This is a genomic window from Nostoc sp. DedSLP04 (genome assembly GCF_034530775.1).
In the GTDB taxonomy this organism is placed as follows: domain Bacteria; phylum Cyanobacteriota; class Cyanobacteriia; order Cyanobacteriales; family Nostocaceae; genus Nostoc.
In genome coordinates this window covers 92,442-107,735 of the sequence record NZ_JAVRCL010000002.1, presented here as the reverse complement: position 1 = coordinate 107,735, position 15,294 = coordinate 92,442, and the positions used below count along the sequence as shown (strand labels likewise).

At 43.9% G+C, this 15,294-nt stretch carries 14 protein-coding genes; 9 read left to right on the top strand and 5 right to left on the bottom strand.

Translation table 11 applies throughout. The annotated features are described in order from the left end of the window. Window positions 1-144: 144 nt before the first annotated feature. The 5 genes from RMX89_RS01585 (at window position 145) to RMX89_RS01565 (ending at window position 3,852) form a co-directional block, all read left to right on the top strand. Entirely contained in the window at window positions 145-699 is a 555-nt protein-coding gene (locus RMX89_RS01585) for a thioredoxin family protein (RefSeq protein ID WP_322669723.1), read from the top strand. A 71-nt stretch (window positions 700-770) separates the two neighbouring features. After that, entirely contained in the window at window positions 771-1,499 is a 729-nt protein-coding gene (pyrH, locus tag RMX89_RS01580) for a UMP kinase (RefSeq protein ID WP_322669722.1), read from the top strand. Continuing rightward, window positions 1,486-2,034 (top strand): ribosome recycling factor, encoded by a 549-nt coding sequence (gene frr, locus RMX89_RS01575; RefSeq protein WP_322677384.1) that lies wholly within the window; start codon window positions 1,486-1,488, stop codon window positions 2,032-2,034. The genes pyrH and frr overlap by 14 nt, the downstream gene beginning before the upstream one ends. 194 nt (window positions 2,035-2,228) lie before the next feature. Further along, window positions 2,229-3,350: a geranylgeranyl reductase family protein gene (locus RMX89_RS01570; RefSeq protein WP_322687681.1), complete on the top strand. Its 1,122-nt coding sequence runs from the start codon at window positions 2,229-2,231 to the stop codon at window positions 3,348-3,350. A gap of 76 nt (window positions 3,351-3,426) precedes the next feature. Beyond that, window positions 3,427-3,852, top strand: a complete 426-nt coding sequence (locus RMX89_RS01565; protein WP_322687680.1) for a hypothetical protein — start codon at window positions 3,427-3,429, stop codon at window positions 3,850-3,852. Window positions 3,853-3,870: 18 nt separating this feature from the next. On the opposite strand, the gene RMX89_RS01560 is transcribed toward RMX89_RS01565, so the two are convergent. Continuing rightward, window positions 3,871-4,428, bottom strand: a complete 558-nt coding sequence (locus RMX89_RS01560) for a Uma2 family endonuclease (protein WP_322687679.1) — start codon at window positions 4,426-4,428, stop codon at window positions 3,871-3,873. A gap of 122 nt (window positions 4,429-4,550) precedes the next feature. Here RMX89_RS01560 and lysS point away from each other — a divergent pair, with 122 nt between their 5' ends. After that, window positions 4,551-6,074 (top strand): lysine--tRNA ligase, encoded by a 1,524-nt coding sequence (gene lysS / locus RMX89_RS01555; protein ID WP_322687678.1) that lies wholly within the window; start codon window positions 4,551-4,553, stop codon window positions 6,072-6,074. Between the two features lie 218 nt (window positions 6,075-6,292). Here lysS and purF read toward each other — a convergent pair whose 3' ends face one another. The 3 genes from purF to RMX89_RS01540 form a co-directional block, all read right to left on the bottom strand. Then, window positions 6,293-7,792: an amidophosphoribosyltransferase gene (gene purF / locus RMX89_RS01550; protein ID WP_322687677.1), complete on the bottom strand. Its 1,500-nt coding sequence runs from the start codon at window positions 7,790-7,792 to the stop codon at window positions 6,293-6,295. 346 nt (window positions 7,793-8,138) lie between these two features. After that, the gene (gene purL, locus RMX89_RS01545) at window positions 8,139-10,535 is read right to left on the bottom strand and encodes a phosphoribosylformylglycinamidine synthase subunit PurL (protein WP_322687676.1); all 2,397 of its coding nucleotides are present in this window, start codon (window positions 10,533-10,535) and stop codon (window positions 8,139-8,141) included. Between the two features lie 776 nt (window positions 10,536-11,311). After that, complete coding sequence (locus tag RMX89_RS01540) at window positions 11,312-11,797, bottom strand: allophycocyanin subunit alpha-B (protein WP_094348587.1); 486 nt, start codon at window positions 11,795-11,797, stop codon at window positions 11,312-11,314. Window positions 11,798-12,086: 289 nt separating this feature from the next. Between RMX89_RS01540 and rlmD the strand changes: the two genes are divergently transcribed. After that, entirely contained in the window at window positions 12,087-13,457 is a 1,371-nt protein-coding gene (gene rlmD / locus RMX89_RS01535; protein WP_322687675.1) for a 23S rRNA (uracil(1939)-C(5))-methyltransferase RlmD, read from the top strand. A gap of 426 nt (window positions 13,458-13,883) precedes the next feature. Further along, the gene (locus RMX89_RS01530; protein ID WP_322687674.1) at window positions 13,884-14,333 is read left to right on the top strand and encodes an anti-sigma regulatory factor; all 450 of its coding nucleotides are present in this window, start codon (window positions 13,884-13,886) and stop codon (window positions 14,331-14,333) included. 68 nt (window positions 14,334-14,401) lie between these two features. Here RMX89_RS01530 and RMX89_RS01525 read toward each other — a convergent pair whose 3' ends face one another. Beyond that, window positions 14,402-14,680: a DUF6439 family protein gene (locus RMX89_RS01525; protein ID WP_322687673.1), complete on the bottom strand. Its 279-nt coding sequence runs from the start codon at window positions 14,678-14,680 to the stop codon at window positions 14,402-14,404. A gap of 125 nt (window positions 14,681-14,805) precedes the next feature. Here RMX89_RS01525 and RMX89_RS01520 point away from each other — a divergent pair, with 125 nt between their 5' ends. Further along, complete coding sequence (locus tag RMX89_RS01520) at window positions 14,806-15,168, top strand: hypothetical protein (protein WP_322687672.1); 363 nt, start codon at window positions 14,806-14,808, stop codon at window positions 15,166-15,168. The last annotated feature ends 126 nt before the right edge of the window (window positions 15,169-15,294 follow it).

Genomic DNA, 15,294 nt, shown 5'->3' with positions numbered 1-15,294 from the left:
TCAGTAGTTTTACAATTTACGATCGCAAATTTGGTCTATAAGATTGGCGAATATGAGGCATCGGCTAAGGGGTGGTTTGCAACTGGAAACTGACGCTGAATTTAACAATATTTTTCTTGTTCCTAGTTCTGCGGGCCAGAAATCATGAATCTACTAGAAACAATTGATACTCCCGTTGGGAGCTATGCACCAGATTTTGAATTGCCAGGAATTGATGGTCAAGTACACCATCTCAGGCGTTATCTTGAGAAGTTCCGAGCAGTCGGCGTTATTTCTATGTGTAACCACTGCCCTTATGTCGATCGGTATTTAGGCAGACTAAAAAACATTCAAGCCGAATTTGCCCCAAAAGGCTTCACACTAATTGGACTCAATGGTAGTAATGTTGACTACGACACTAGGTCAAGCTTTGAAAATATGAAAGCTTTTGCCCGACGTCACCAGTTGAATTTCCCCTACCTGTGGGACTCAACGCAAGATGTGACCGGCAGTTTCGGCGCAACAAAAACACCAACAGCCTTTCTCATAGATACTAACGGTATAGTCCGCTATAAAGGTAAAATTGATAATCATCCCCAAGAACCATTACCAGTGGGAGAGGATTATTTGAGAACTGCGATCGCTTCTCTGTTTAAAGGTGAAGAAATAGCCATACCACAAACAGAACCAGTAGGTACTACATTGATTTGGCGTAACTAGACATAGATAGTCCCTGTAACTGTTATCTTAAATTGGAGGCAATTGCAACTTTTTTGATAAAGCGTAACTTCATGGGAACGAATTACCGACGGGTTTTACTCAAACTGAGCGGTGAAGCCTTAATGGGCAACATGGGCTATGGCATTGATCCAGAAGTAGTCAAAGGAATAGCACAAGAATTAGCAGAGGTGATAGCGACTGGTACTCAAATCGCCATAGTTGTTGGCGGTGGCAATATTTTTCGTGGCGTTAAAGCAGCGTCGGCGGGGATGGACAGGGCAACCGCTGACTATATCGGGATGATTGCCACGGTAATGAATGCCATGACGCTGCAAGATTCGCTAGAACACATAGGAGTACAGACGCGGGTGCAAACCGCGATCGCTATGCAAGAATTAGCAGAACCATATATTCGTCGTCGTGCCATCCGTCATCTTGAAAAAGGACGGGTGGTAATTTTTGGTGCTGGTTCAGGAAATCCCTTTTTTACTACAGATACGACTGCGGCATTAAGAGCAGCAGAAATCGATGCTGAGGTGATTTTTAAAGCCACCAAAGTAGATGGAGTATATGATGCCGATCCTCATATTTATCCTGACGCCAAGCGTTACAATAGCTTAACCTACGCGCACGTTTTAGCCCAAGATTTGCGGGTGATGGATAGTACTGCGATCGCCTTGTGTAAAGAAAATAATATCCCAATTCTGGTATTTGACCTAACGGTGCGAGGAAATATCCACCGAGCAGTCTTGGGAGAATCCATCGGCACCCTTGTGGGAGGTTCTTGTGAAATTAGCTGAAGCTGAAAGTACGATGCAAAAAACCGTTGAGGCAACTCAACGAGCTTTTAACTCGATTCGCACTGGTCGCGCCAATGCGAGTCTATTAGATAAGGTATTGGTGGACTATTACGGTTCGCCTACTTCCTTGAAATCACTGGCAAATATTAGCACGCCGGATGCTACGACAATCTTAATTCAACCCTACGAGCGCAACACCCTAAACATCATTGAGAAAGCTATTTCCCTCTCAGATGTGGGTTTAACACCCAGTAACGACGGTTCTGTAATCAGATTAAATATTCCGCCTTTAACAAGCGAGCGTCGTAAAGAATTCGTCAAAATGGCATCCAAGTATGCTGAAGAGGGTCGTGTTGCTATTCGTAACATTCGCCGTGATGCTATAGACGCCATTCGCAAACAGGAGAAAGCCTCTGAAATCTCCAAAGATGAATCGAAAGATCAACAAGATAGCTTGCAAAAATTGACAAATGAGTATACTGCCAAAATAGATGCACTGTTGGCAGAAAAAGAAAAAGACATCACGACTGTTTAAAGTCTAAAGTCTTAAGCATAAAGGCTGAAGGATAATGGATAAATTCTTCAGCCTTTATCTTTTCTTAAGTTATTGCATAAATCCTAGAAAAATTGATCGACCAAGTAAGTAGACATGAATAATTAAAGTAGGAACAATTCATAAATTGCCCCTACTCAATAGAAAATAAACTAATCCTGGAGCAAAAATTCAATATGTACGACTGCATCATCGTCGGCGCTGGGCCAGCTGGTGGAACAGCTGCATATCATTTAGCCAAGCAAGGCCGCTCAGTATTAGTGTTGGAAAAAGAATCTCTGCCAAGATATAAACCTTGTGGTGGTGGTGTATCTCCAGCGATCGCTCAATGGTTCGACTTTGATTTTAGCCCAGTAATTTCTGTAAAAGCCGACTCCCTTCGCTTTACCTGGAATTTGGGCGACCCCGTAGAAACAAAAATCGCTACCAAAGAACCAGTCTGGATGGTGCGACGAGATATTTTTGACCATTTCCTAGTGCAGCAAGGGCAAAACCAAGGAGCTGAACTACGAGATAATACGGAAGTAACTGGTATTGAGTTTCAAAGTGACTATTGGCAAGTTAACACAGCTAATGGCTCAGTTACAGGTCGCTACTTAATCGCGGCTGATGGTGTCAAAGGGTCAATGGCAAAATGGCTCGGCTTCAAAGACCGTAAACGCCGTTTAGCAGGAGCTTTAGAGGCAGAAGTGGCCGCGGAGGTAAAGGATAAATCTACAATTCATTTCGAGTTTGGCTTGGTGAAAAACGGCTACATTTGGAACTTCCCGAAGGCAGACGGTTATTCTATTGGTGTCGGTACATTTGTCGGCGGCAAACCCCAGGATTTTAAGAAAATTTTAGATGAGTACGCGCGATCGTTTAATGTAGATATCAAAACTGGCAAGCAATATGGCTATCCTCTTTGCTTGTGGGATGGCAACCAAAAGTTGCATACTCAAAATGCAGTTTTAGCTGGGGAAGCTGCTTGTGTAGTCGATCCCATGACAGCAGAAGGCATTCGTCCGTCAATTTTTAGCGGTTTGATTGCAGCAGGAGCCATAAATGAGGCTCTTTCTGGTGATCTCAATGCTTTAGAAAAATATAGCGAAGCCATTAATGAACAGTGGGGTACTGAAATGGCTTGGGCACAAAAATTAGGTGGGGCATTTTATCGCTTTCCAGCCATTGGCTACAAAGTTGGCGTTAAGCGCCCCTCTGGTGCCAAAATTATGGGTAAGATTATGTGTGGAGAACTGCGCTATGGCGATGTTGCTGGTCGCGCCTTAAAGCGTTTAATTCCTGGTTTTGGAGGTTAATTAACCAAACCAGTTGCTCAAGCAACTTGTTAAAGGTAAGCAAACATCCGCCACTGTGTAATAGGCATTTCTCAATATGGCAATTCACTTGACAAAACGGCTTTCTGTGTTCGCTGCTATTCTAGCTCTTGTCCTTTCCATGCCGGGAATTGCCTTAGCTGCACCCGTTCAACTCCATACTATTTCTGGTGTCATTTTTGCCCAAACTACCAAAACTGCAAGCTACTCTAACTCGTCGCAGATTAACCTGACTCCCTTACAACGCCAAGAACTCCAGGCTGTGCGTCAGCGAAGAAACAGAGAAATTGAGGCAGTCTTAAGCAGATCGCAACGCGATCGACTTAATCACAATCTCCGGGCTGGTAATAATATTAAGCAAGCCCTAGAAAAACTAAATTTGCAACCAGAACAGCAAGATTTAGTAAAAGCGATCGTGCAATTTACTAACTTGAAAATGAAAGCTATTTCATCCAGGCATCTGCTAAAAATAGCAGATAAATAAAGGTTTGATTTGTAAAAATTATGGAAACATTTGACTAATTTGGACTTCAATTTCTGGAAATGCAATCAAGGATAATGTTGCATCCTCCTGCAAAATAAATTCAAGATTGTAACCTTCTAAACCCGGTTCGCGGAAAATATAAACCTGATGCTGATTCACATCCAAAATCCAGTAGTCATAAATTTCTGCTTTCGCATAAAGAGGCGCTTTTTGTTTACGGTCTGTTTCTAATGTTGTATCGGCTACTTCAATCAATAAAAAGATTTCATTCGGTGCGGGATGGCGATCGATATACTTTCGCGCATCAATGCGGACAACAGCAATATCTGGCTCAGGTTCCGAGTATTCGCTCAACTGAATGGGATCTTGCACCCGAACTAAGGCAACTTCTGCTAGCAGCCGCTTGAGATAATCAGATGCACAAAGCGTTGTCGCTGCATGGGGAGGATTTTTGGCGCTCATCGGGATAACTTGCCCATCAATCAGTTCTACCCGTTCATCCTCTGTAATAATACCCGTTTCAAACATTCGGTGATATTCGTTTACAGTCCACAGGCGCACTCTAGTTTGTGTCATTGGATTTCCTTTAGCGATACCTACGGTGGGCTACGCCTACGCACATCACTTTTAGGCGATTATCTTTTACTCTCAACTTTGGCAGCATCTATAATTAATCTTGCCCTATTTAGTTCGTTACCATGTCGGAAGAAGATATCCGAGCCGCAAGGCTGGAAAAAGTAGAACAACTCAAGCAGCTAGGGACTAACCCTTATGCCTATCGTTGGGAATCCACCCATCATGCAGCGCAGTTGCAAGAAAAATTTGCCGATTTATCCAGTGGCGAAGAAGTTGATTTGGAAGTTGCCATAGCTGGACGCATTATGGCGCGTCGCGTTTTCGGTAAATTGGCTTTTTTCACCTTGCAAGATGAAACCGGTACAATTCAGCTTTATCTGGATAAAAATCGCATCCAAGAAAGCATGGCAGATATTGATGCTGATGCCTTCAATCATTTAAAACAACTCACAGATGCAGGCGATATCCTGGGAGTTAAAGGTACTATTAAACGGACTGAAAAGGGCGAGTTATCTGTCTACGTTAAACAATATACTATCCTCACTAAATCCCTGTTGCCCCTACCCGACAAGTGGCATGGATTAACGGATGTTGCCAAGCGCTATCGTCAGCGCTACGTTGACTTGATTGTTAACCCGGAAGTGCGGCAAACTTTCCGCCGTCGCGCTCAAATTACTGCCGGCATTCGCCGCTATTTGGAACAGCAGGATTTTTTGGAAATTGAAACTCCAGTTTTGCAAAGTGAGACTGGGGGTGCAGATGCGCGTCCATTTATCACCTACCACAACACTTTAGAAATGGAATTGTATCTGCGAATTGCCACAGAACTCCATCTCAAGCGGTTGATTGTGGGTGGTTTTGAAAAGGTGTTTGAATTGGGGCGAATTTTCCGCAATGAGGGAATTTCGACTCGACACAATCCCGAATTTACGACGATTGAAATTTACCAAGCCTACGCCGACTACAACGATATGATGGCGTTGACTGAAGGGATTATTACTACTGTCGCCCAAGAGGTACTCGGCACATTACAAATCACCTACCAAGGAGAACCGATAGATTTAACACCACCTTGGCGACGAGTAACAATGCACGATTTAGTTAAAGAATTTACAGGCTTGGATTTTAATTCGTTCCAAAGTTTGGAAGAAGCAAAAACAGCAAGTAAAAATGCTGCTATCCCTGGTATAGATGAAGCTCAATCAATTGGTAAGTTACTAAATTTAGCCTTTGAAGAGAAAGTAGAAGCCAATTTAATTCAACCGACCTTTGTAATTGATTACCCTGTAGAAATTTCGCCTCTAGCAAAACCTCACCGTTCTGTGCCTGGTTTGGTGGAAAGATTTGAGTTATTCATAGTCGGGCGAGAAACTGGGAATAGTTTCTCAGAGCTTACCGATCCCATCGACCAAAGAGAACGTTTAGAAGCCCAAGCGGCGCGGAAAGCTGCTGGTGACTTAGAAGCCCAAGGTGTAGATGAAGACTTTCTTACCGCTTTGGAATACGGTATGCCACCTACAGGTGGTTTAGGGATTGGGATCGATCGCTTGGTAATGTTATTAACCGATTGTGCCAGTATTCGGGATGCGATCGCTTTCCCTTTACTCAAGCCAGAAAAATCAGAATCATCCCCAGAAGAATCCTAATCTTACACCCCATTCCTTAATCCCCTCCTCGCTTGCGGGGCTAAAGTGTACACACATCCTGTCAATTAAGCCCAAACCTTGGATTTACCCCCCTTAATCCCCCCTTGCAAAGGGGGGAAATCCGGTTCTCCCCCTTACCAAGGGGGAGTTAGAGGGGGTGAGAAGGACTTGTGTGTACACCGTAGCTTTGGCGGGGTGGGGTTCTTCTGTTGAAGCCCTTATACCACTACCTTTTCTAAAATCAGCTTAGAACGTTTCACTTGCTCAGGAATCACCACAGGATAATCTCCGGTAAAGCAGGCAGAACAGAAACTATTGGTGTCTTCTCGTGTCGCTTCTAGCATTCCTTCCCAACTCAGATAAGCGAGGCTGTCTACTTCCAGTTGCTTGGCAATTTCTGCTACTGACTTGGTAGCAGCAATTAGCTGATCCTGAGAATCGGTATCGATACCATAGAAGCAGGGATGAGTTACAGGCGGAGACGAAATTCGCATGTGTACCTCTACTGCACCTGCTTCACGTAAGGTTTTGACTAGTTTACGGCTGGTAGTACCCCGTACAATCGAATCATCTACAATAATTACTCGTTTACCTACCAGCACATCTTTGAGGGGGTTGAGTTTCATCCGCAGACCCGATTCCCGCATGGTTTGGGTTGGTTGAATGAAGGTTCGCCCAACATAGCGATTTTTAATCAGTCCTTCGCCGTAAGCGACACCAGACGCTTGAGAAAATCCAATGGCAGCAGGTATACCAGAATCAGGAACACCAAAGACAATATCGGCATCTACAAAAGATTCTTTAGCTAGCTGGTGTCCTAATCGCATTCGATAGCTGTACAAACTCTCGTTGTGCATGACGCTATCAGGGCGGGCAAAGTAAATCATTTCAAAGATACACAATTTCCGCTCAGATTTTTGACTCCAATGATAAGAAGCTAAACCTTCTTCAGTAATCCAAACTAATTCACCTGGTTCTACATCTCGCAGATATTCGGCTCCAATGATGTCTAAACCACAAGTCTCGGAAGCCAAAACGTAACGGACTGGATTACCTGCCAAAGTGCCGATTACTAAGGGGCGGATTCCATTAGGATCGCGGACACCCATAACGCCGACGGGAGTGCCAATAACTAAACTAAAGGCTCCTTGGCAACGTTGAAATGCCTGAATTCCACCTTCTAGCCAATCAGCGCCCGTATCTATGGCTTCTGCGATCGCAAAAGCGATCATTTCTGAGTCTGTTGTTGTCACTAAGTTACATTTATTCTCAAGCAACTCTTGACGTAGTTGCACAGTATTGACTAAATTACCATTGTGTGCAAGAGCTATTGAACCTAAACGGGTTTCTAGTACTGCGGGTTGGGCATTAACTTTGCGGCTAGAACCTGTGGTGGAATAACGAGTGTGACCAACAGCAAGACTACCAGGCAATTGATCCAAGACAGATTCATTGAAGACTTGAGACACCAAGCCCATATCTTTATGGAGATGTACCTTTGTCCCCTCAAAAGTGGCAATACCAGCTGATTCTTGACCCCGATGCTGGAGGGCATACAATCCAAAGTAGGTCAGTTTAGCAACGTTTTCTCCTGGGGCGTAGATGCCAAAAACACCACAAGCTTCTTCTGGCTTGTCAGGTTGATTTTCATGACTATTGATTGGGTTGTTGGTCTGGTCGGGGTATTCATCCGAAGTGACAGAATGAATAGAAATCATGCTAGCTTTGCTCCTGGTGGGGGGGGTCAATCAATTTTGGATTTGAGACTTCGGCTACGCTCAGTCGAACGATTGACGATTTTGGATTGATCGCACCGTGTAAAGATGCGGCTTGGGATTTTAGAATGGCTATTTTAGATTTTTTGCCCAGTAAGAGCAAGATATGAACTAGAAGCAACGCCCCTAATCCAAAATTTAAAATTCAAAATCTAAAATTGGTAGTCAGTCACTGGGATTATTAGATGGCTGGGGAGTTCTTAACAAATCTTTAACCATCCATTAAAACAGTACCGTAAATTTGCTCAGAGACGCTAAAAGTTGTGAGTGAAGTCTAAATACTCAGCATTCAGCGCTCAGAAGTAGTGGTATGGATGGCGAGACGTTTGGCGATCGCATGGGAATAGCGATCGTTCATATCTTCGATACTAACTTTGATTAAGGTTTGGTTATCAGTGGTGAAAACCCCTAAACCCGTCTCAAAATTGCTAACTACACCCAGTTTTTGCCACTCTTGACCGAGATGTTCCTGTAAATATGATTCCCAAATTTCTTGTTGTGCTGATGCTACAGAAACTAAAATTCTGGCACCACCTTCGGCAAACAACACCTCGTCAAGTCGGTTTAACTGTGTTTGCGCTATTTCTAAATTGATTTCGGCACCAAGGTTGCCAGCAAGACAAGATTCGGCTAGTGCGATCGCCACTCCCCCTTCAGCAGAATCGTGAGCTGAACGTACCCAACCATTACGAATTCCTTCACGACAAACTTTCTGGACGCGGCGTTCCAAGTCAAAATCAACCCGTGGTGGTTTTCCGGCAACAGTATTGTGGATAGTAGCTAAATACTCAGATGCTCCCAAACTGATTTGGGATGCCAGAGGTAATCCCAGAAGATAAATCACATCGCCGGATGCTTGCCAACCTTGACCACAAATTTTGGTTAGATCGGGAATCAAGCCCACCATACCGACAACAGGAGTGGGATAAATGGGTTGTGGGATGCCTTGAGAATCAAGAGTTTCGTTGTACAAAGAGACATTTCCGCCTGTGACTGGTGTCGCCAATTCTCGGCAACCTTCCGCCAAACCGCGACAAGCTTCTGCCAATTGCCAGTAACCAATGGGTTTTTCTGGAGAGCCAAAATTCAGATTATCCGTCACCGCCAAAGGTTCAGCACCCACACAACTAAGATTGCGTGCAGCTTCTGCCACCACTGCCTTAGCTCCTTCGTAAGGGTCAAGATAAACATAACGAGGATTGCAATCTACCGTTGCCGCCACACCGCTTTGGGCATTGAGGGTTTCCTTGTCTCCTTGTCCTCCTTGTCCCCTTGTCCCCTTGTCCTCTTCCAAAGGGCGTAAGCGGATAACAGCCGCATCTGCGCCACCTGGAAGCATTACTGTATTATTTTGTACCTGATGGTCATACTGACGATATACCCAATTTTTAGAAGCGATCGTGGGTGTATCGAGCAAAGTTAAGAGAATATCATTCCAACTTTGCAGTCCTCCTGGAAGTTCTATTCCAGCAGTTGTGGAAGGACGTAAGGAATCAGGTGTCCATTCCCAAGCTTGACGCGCATATTCTGGTGCTTCTGCCAATAACTCCCGATTATATAGTGGGGTATTCTCCGCCAAAGCTTCAGCGGGAATTTCTGCTGCTACTTCACCCTGAAAGAGAATTCGCACAATAGGATCGGCGATGACTGTACCAGCAACAACGGCTTGAAGTCCCCAACGGTGGAAAATGTCGATTAATTCTTGCTCGCGCCCTTTATGAGCAACAAACAGCATTCGTTCTTGAGATTCCGAAAGCAGATATTCATAAGGAACCATCCCTATTTCTCTGACGGGAATCTTATCTAAATCTAGTTCAATTCCCACACCGCCTTTTGCCGCCATCTCTGAGGTAGAACAGGTGATTCCCGCAGCTCCCATATCTTGGGCGGCGACAACTGCACCCGTTTTAAACGCCTCCAGACAAGCTTCAATTAACGACTTTTCCAAAAAGGGATCGCCCACTTGCACAGCAGGGCGATCGTCTATGGATTGATCGCTCAATTCTGCACTAGCAAAACTCGCGCCTCCCATACCATCGCGCCCAGTGGTGGAACCAACATACAGCACGGGGTTGCCTAAGCCAGATGCTCCAGATTTGACGATTTCTGAGGTTTCCATCAACCCCAATGCCATAACGTTCACCAGAGGATTACCAGAGTAAGCAGAGTCAAAGTAGACTTCGCCGCCAACGGTGGGTACTCCCACACAGTTACCATAATGAGAGATTCCTGCCACCACACCGCTAAACAGCCGTTGAGTTTTGGGATCTTCTAGGGAACCAAAGCGTAACGAGTTTAATAGGGCAATGGGACGCGCACCCATTGTAAAAATATCTCTGAGAATACCTCCGACTCCTGTTGCAGCTCCTTGAAAGGGTTCGACTGCTGAGGGATGGTTGTGAGATTCAATCTTAAAAGCTAGTTGGAGTCCATCACCCAAATCTACAACACCAGCATTTTCACCAGGCCCCACGAGGATGCGGGGGCCATCGGTGGGAAATTGTTTGAGTAGAGGTCGAGAATTTTTGTAACAGCAATGCTCAGACCACATGACACCAAACATTCCCAGTTCAGCTTTGTTGGGATGACGGCCTAGCCGACGGACAATTTCTGCGTATTCTTCTGGTTTAAGACCAACAGCCGCAATTTCTTGGGGGGAAAAAGCTGGTTTTGAGGTTGCAGTCATGGAAGTAATGCACTCTGGGGGGACAGAGCATTATTCTATCGATTTACTTGCCCTGTAAGTACAGTTCTTAATTGAAGCGCGATCGCTCTTTAATTTAAACTCTAACTAAATACTTGTATTTCCATGTTGGTAAATAATTGGTAGAAAATGCTTGTGCAGTCTTTTTTACAAGCAAACTTATTTCTTTGATGGAGGAGTAGTAAAACCCCAGAATACACTCAACAGGATTATTTCGACCATGAGATAGACAAGATGAAGATCAATAGCACACAAAATGCTTTAGTCTGTAAAGATAACTTTATTTTTTAATCTTGGTGAAATTTCTAGCTCCTTTACTTACGTGAGTCTAGTCTCACTCAGAGATTATTCGGGTATATGCAGTTTAGATGTAACAATCAAGTGACGAGAATCACACATATCGATGATTAAGATCGTCCCCCAGCGATCGGTAACTAGGCATAATTAATGACAACTGAACTCTAGCCGAGTCATTAATAGGGAACACACTTAATAGCCGACAGTCTTAATCAAGGACTGTCGGTTTTTTGTATTTGTCATTAGTCATTGGTCATTGATCATTAGTCAAATGCCCCATGCTCATATCCATTAAATTTCCCCACAACTGGTTGGTAACTTGACAGAGATTTTGCCACAGCCACTACCAAATGTGGGGAAGGTACGATCAAATTGGGGATCTTATGCCTATCGAGTGCTAATGTTTCGCACTCACTCTAGTAGACCGGAAGTATATTCTTAGAACCAGCACACACTTTGTATTAAGACATCGCTTGAATGATGTAATCAAAGTAAGGTGCTGCTTCAGCAGCGTCTTCCGCACTCAGTAAGCTAAGGGAGGCTGTTTTGAGGGAATTAATCGCTTCTACCATTCCAGGCACGGGAACGCCCAATGAATTGTACATTTCCCGCACACCAATCAAACCAATTTTTTCGATTGGCTCTTTGTCACCGGCAAGTACACCATAAGTAATTAGGCGTAAGTACCAGCCAAAATCACGGATACATAGAGAGCGTTGGCGTTCGCCGTAAGCATTACCTCCAGGGGAGATAAAGTCAGGACGCTTCTGCCAAAGTTGTTTAGTTGCTTCTTGAACTATCTTCTTTTCGTTTTCAGCTAAGGTAGCCGCAATCCGCGTCCGTTGTACACCGGTTTGCAAAAAGTCTTTGATATTTTTAAGTTCGCCACTGCTGGGATAACGCAGTTCGTCGTCGGCTTTGAGAATAACTTGGCTAATTACAGTCATGATTATTGAAATCACCTGAAATATTATCTGTTAGTTTAGCGAGTTGGAGGTACACAAGTGAAGGGATAGGAGCTACTTATGTATTGAATTTATCTATTTGGGGGAGTGGGGAGCAGGGGAGCAGGGGAGCAGGGGAGCAGGGGAGGCAGGGGAGGCAGGGGAGGCAGGGGAAGAAGAATTAATAACTAATGTCCAATACTTCGACTTCGCTCAGTACAAGTGCCCAATGCCCAATACCCAATGCCCAATGCCCAATGCCCAGTAACAAATGACAAATGACAAATGACAAATGACTAAAATAATTTGGCAACAGGGTGAATTAATTGAAGTGACGATCGCTAACCTGAGTGATACAGGTGATGGTGTGGGACGCGCTGATGAGCGTGTAGTGTTTGTCCCAGATACTGTCCCAGGCGATCGCGCCATTGTCCGCTTGGTACACGTTAAACCAAAATACGGCCACGGTAAGCTCCAAGAGCTATTGGAGCCATCCCTCCACCGTATCCGACCTAGCTGTATTGTGGCGGATAAGTGTGGTGGTTGCCAGTGGCAGCATATTGATTATGATTACCAGCTAGTAGCCAAGCAAAATCAAGTTATCCAAGCAATGGAGCGCATTGGCGGTTTTATCCAACCACCAGTAGATCCGGTACTTGCTGCCCCTTCTGCTTTGGGCTACCGTAACAAATCTACATATCCTCTCTCGCTATCGGCAACAGGACAAGTACAAGCTGGTTACTATCAAAAAGGTAGTCACCAATTAATTAATTTAAATCAATGTCCAGTCCAAGATGCGCGATTAAATCCCTTACTTGCCGAAGTTAAGCAGGATATTCAACAGCAAGGTTGGCAAATTTACGACGAACACCGCCACCAAGGAAAAATTCGCCATCTCGGTTTACGCATTGGGCGACACACTGGGGAAATGTTGCTGAGTTTGGTGGTAAAGGACTGGAATTTATCAGGAATTGCAACCCAAGCCCAGGAATGGTTAAAGCGCTATCCGCAGTTAGTCGGAGTGTCGCTCAATCGCAATAGCGATCGCACAAATGCTATCTTTGGATCAGAAACCCGTTGCATTGCTGGAGTCCCCCACCTGCGTGAAAATTTTGCTGGACTGGAATTTCAAGTACGCCCAGATACATTTTTCCAAGTGTATACCGAAACAGCAGAGGCACTATTACAGGTAATTCAATCAGAACTCAATCTTCAAGGGCATGAGTTCCTAGTTGATGCCTACTGTGGTATTGGGACTTTAACTTTACCCCTGGCCAAAAAAGTACGAATTGCTACAGGATTAGAAGTGCAACCAGCAGCAGTAGAACAAGCAATTTTGAATGCCCACCGCAACGGAATTGATAATGTGACTTTCCTTGTCGGGGCAGTAGAGAAATTGCTTCCCCAAATGGGCACAATACCAGAAGTAGTAATACTCGATCCGCCACGTAAGGGGTGCGATCGCGCAGTCATAGACACTTTACGGCAATTGAAACCATATAGGATCGTTTACGTCAGCTGTAAAGTAGCTACCCTCGCCCGCGACCTGAAATTGCTTTGTCAAGATGGGCAATATACCATCACACGGGTACAACCTGCTGATTTTTTTCCTCAAACTGCTCATGTTGAAGCTGCCGCCTTTCTTGTGTTATCACATTGTTGACAAGGTTAGTAATTCCTTCAAAAAAACTGAAATTTGAAATTTTTAGTCTAGTGCATACTAAAGATGCTAAAATTGAATTAAGCGAAAAATAAAAATTCATTTTGTTTAAATAAATTCAAGTAGCATAGGTTCTGAAAAATATGAAGAAGATTGTGTGAATGATAAATCGGCAACTAATTAGAGTATGCCAATACTCTCTAAAATTAACAGCATATTCTGAATTTGCTGACCTCATTATCAAATTTCTTCCAGCCGATATATCTAAACAATCGCAATTCATAGTTATAGAGCCAATGCTCCCTAGCATTTTCAAAATTTAGTTTTAAAGACGCAAGTTTGAAGGCAGCATGACCACCTCAAGTTTTATCAGGGTGACTGTAATAGCAAACTGATGTCTAGCTAACTGAAAGCTATGGGGTTTCTCTTGTGATTACTATTTCACTCCGTCCAGTTGGACGTTATTGGGGCACTATTAGTTTTGCCTCAACCCTCTACCTTTGTCCCATATTAGACTTATTGTTGGCAGAAATTCCAGCAAGATTACAAGCAGAACTGCGGCTAGGACTTCAAGAAGCCCTAGTCAACGCAGCTAAACATGGTAATAATCTCGATCCGAGTAAAACAGTTGTAGTTCGTTTTTCCGTAATAGATAATCAATATTGGTGGATAATATCAGACCAAGGTAGTGGCTTTACTCCTTCATCTACTATTAATGAAGAACCAACAGACTATCTTCCACCAGATGAGTCAGAAAATGGTCGTGGTTTATGTCTTCTGCATCAAATCTTTGATCGGGTAGAGTGGAACCGCAAAGGCACAGAATTGAGGCTTTGTAAACAAATAGAAAATCGCCGAGGATTATCTCTGCGGCGGTAGGGTAGTTAGGGGTTAGGAGTTAAAAGTTAGGAGTTGAATAATAATTCATAACTCCTAACTCTTAACTTTTAACTTTTTCCGTGAGTCGGACAGGGAGGGGCAGAAATGGAGCGATCTAACCAACCAACTGCTTGTTGTAATCTCGCTTGAGCTTCTTCTGGCTGATTCTTTAAAAGATACACAATAGCTGCTGCCACTTGTTCATTAGCGCGGGAATTGCGGTTAGACTTGAGGCGATGCCAATCGTTAGGGGAAATGCTCAGTCTTTCCATCAGGGCTTGAGCTAGTTCCAGAGTACTAAGTTCATTCAGTTGACTGGTTTTCGGCAGCTGGGTAGATTGAGACATAATTATGAGTCCTTTGTCTTTTGTCCTTCGTCCTTTGTCCTTCGTCCTTTGAAAAATTACAAATGACAAATTACAAATGACAAATGACAATTGATTAATATTTAATCTTAGTTTACTACTTGTAAATGAAGCCGCCAAAACAATCACAGCCGTCAGCAGAAAATCCCGAACCAGATTTTGAACAGGAACTAGAGGAAGTAGAGCGATCGCTCCTATCCTTAAGAGAACGTTACGATCGAGTGCAGCGCGATCGCCAACAACAGGCACAATGGCAACAGCATAGGGATCGACTAAAGCACAATAAATCTCAGACACCAGAAATCAAAGCAGAGTTACGGCACATTCAACAGCAGTTGGAAAGGCTAGAAGTAAACTTAGAAAGCCAGTTATTTTCTTGGCGTAGCCTCAAAAAACCTTTCTGGCAAGTAGTCCGCTTTGGTGGAATGGGCGTTATCATAGGCTGGATATTAAAGTCTTATGCTGGATAAATCCAATTTTGGACTTCGGCTTACTTCGACTTCGCTCAGTACAAGTCGCTCAGTCGAACGATTTTGGATTGGGTTTAATGGTTAAGATTCTTTAATATTTTTACTTACTAAGTTGACGAAATATTA

Excerpts from the sequence above, each read along its gene's own strand:
- RMX89_RS01585 (WP_322669723.1), top strand. The coding sequence starts at position 145 with ATGAATCTACTAGAAACAATTGATACTCCCGTTGGGAGCTATGCACCA.
- RMX89_RS01520 (WP_322687672.1), top strand. The coding sequence starts at position 14,806 with ATGAAGCCGCCAAAACAATCACAGCCGTCAGCAGAAAATCCCGAACCA.
- RMX89_RS01540 (WP_094348587.1), bottom strand. The coding sequence starts at position 11,797 with ATGACTGTAATTAGCCAAGTTATTCTCAAAGCCGACGACGAACTGCGT.
- purF (WP_322687677.1), bottom strand. The coding sequence starts at position 7,792 with ATGATTTCTATTCATTCTGTCACTTCGGATGAATACCCCGACCAGACC.
- RMX89_RS01525 (WP_322687673.1), bottom strand. The coding sequence starts at position 14,680 with ATGTCTCAATCTACCCAGCTGCCGAAAACCAGTCAACTGAATGAACTT.
- purL (WP_322687676.1), bottom strand. The coding sequence starts at position 10,535 with ATGACTGCAACCTCAAAACCAGCTTTTTCCCCCCAAGAAATTGCGGCT.
- RMX89_RS01570 (WP_322687681.1), top strand. The coding sequence starts at position 2,229 with ATGTACGACTGCATCATCGTCGGCGCTGGGCCAGCTGGTGGAACAGCT.
- lysS (WP_322687678.1), top strand. The coding sequence starts at position 4,551 with ATGTCGGAAGAAGATATCCGAGCCGCAAGGCTGGAAAAAGTAGAACAA.
- pyrH (WP_322669722.1), top strand. The coding sequence starts at position 771 with ATGGGAACGAATTACCGACGGGTTTTACTCAAACTGAGCGGTGAAGCC.
- RMX89_RS01565 (WP_322687680.1), top strand. The coding sequence starts at position 3,427 with ATGGCAATTCACTTGACAAAACGGCTTTCTGTGTTCGCTGCTATTCTA.
- rlmD (WP_322687675.1), top strand. The coding sequence starts at position 12,087 with ATGACTAAAATAATTTGGCAACAGGGTGAATTAATTGAAGTGACGATC.
- RMX89_RS01560 (WP_322687679.1), bottom strand. The coding sequence starts at position 4,428 with ATGACACAAACTAGAGTGCGCCTGTGGACTGTAAACGAATATCACCGA.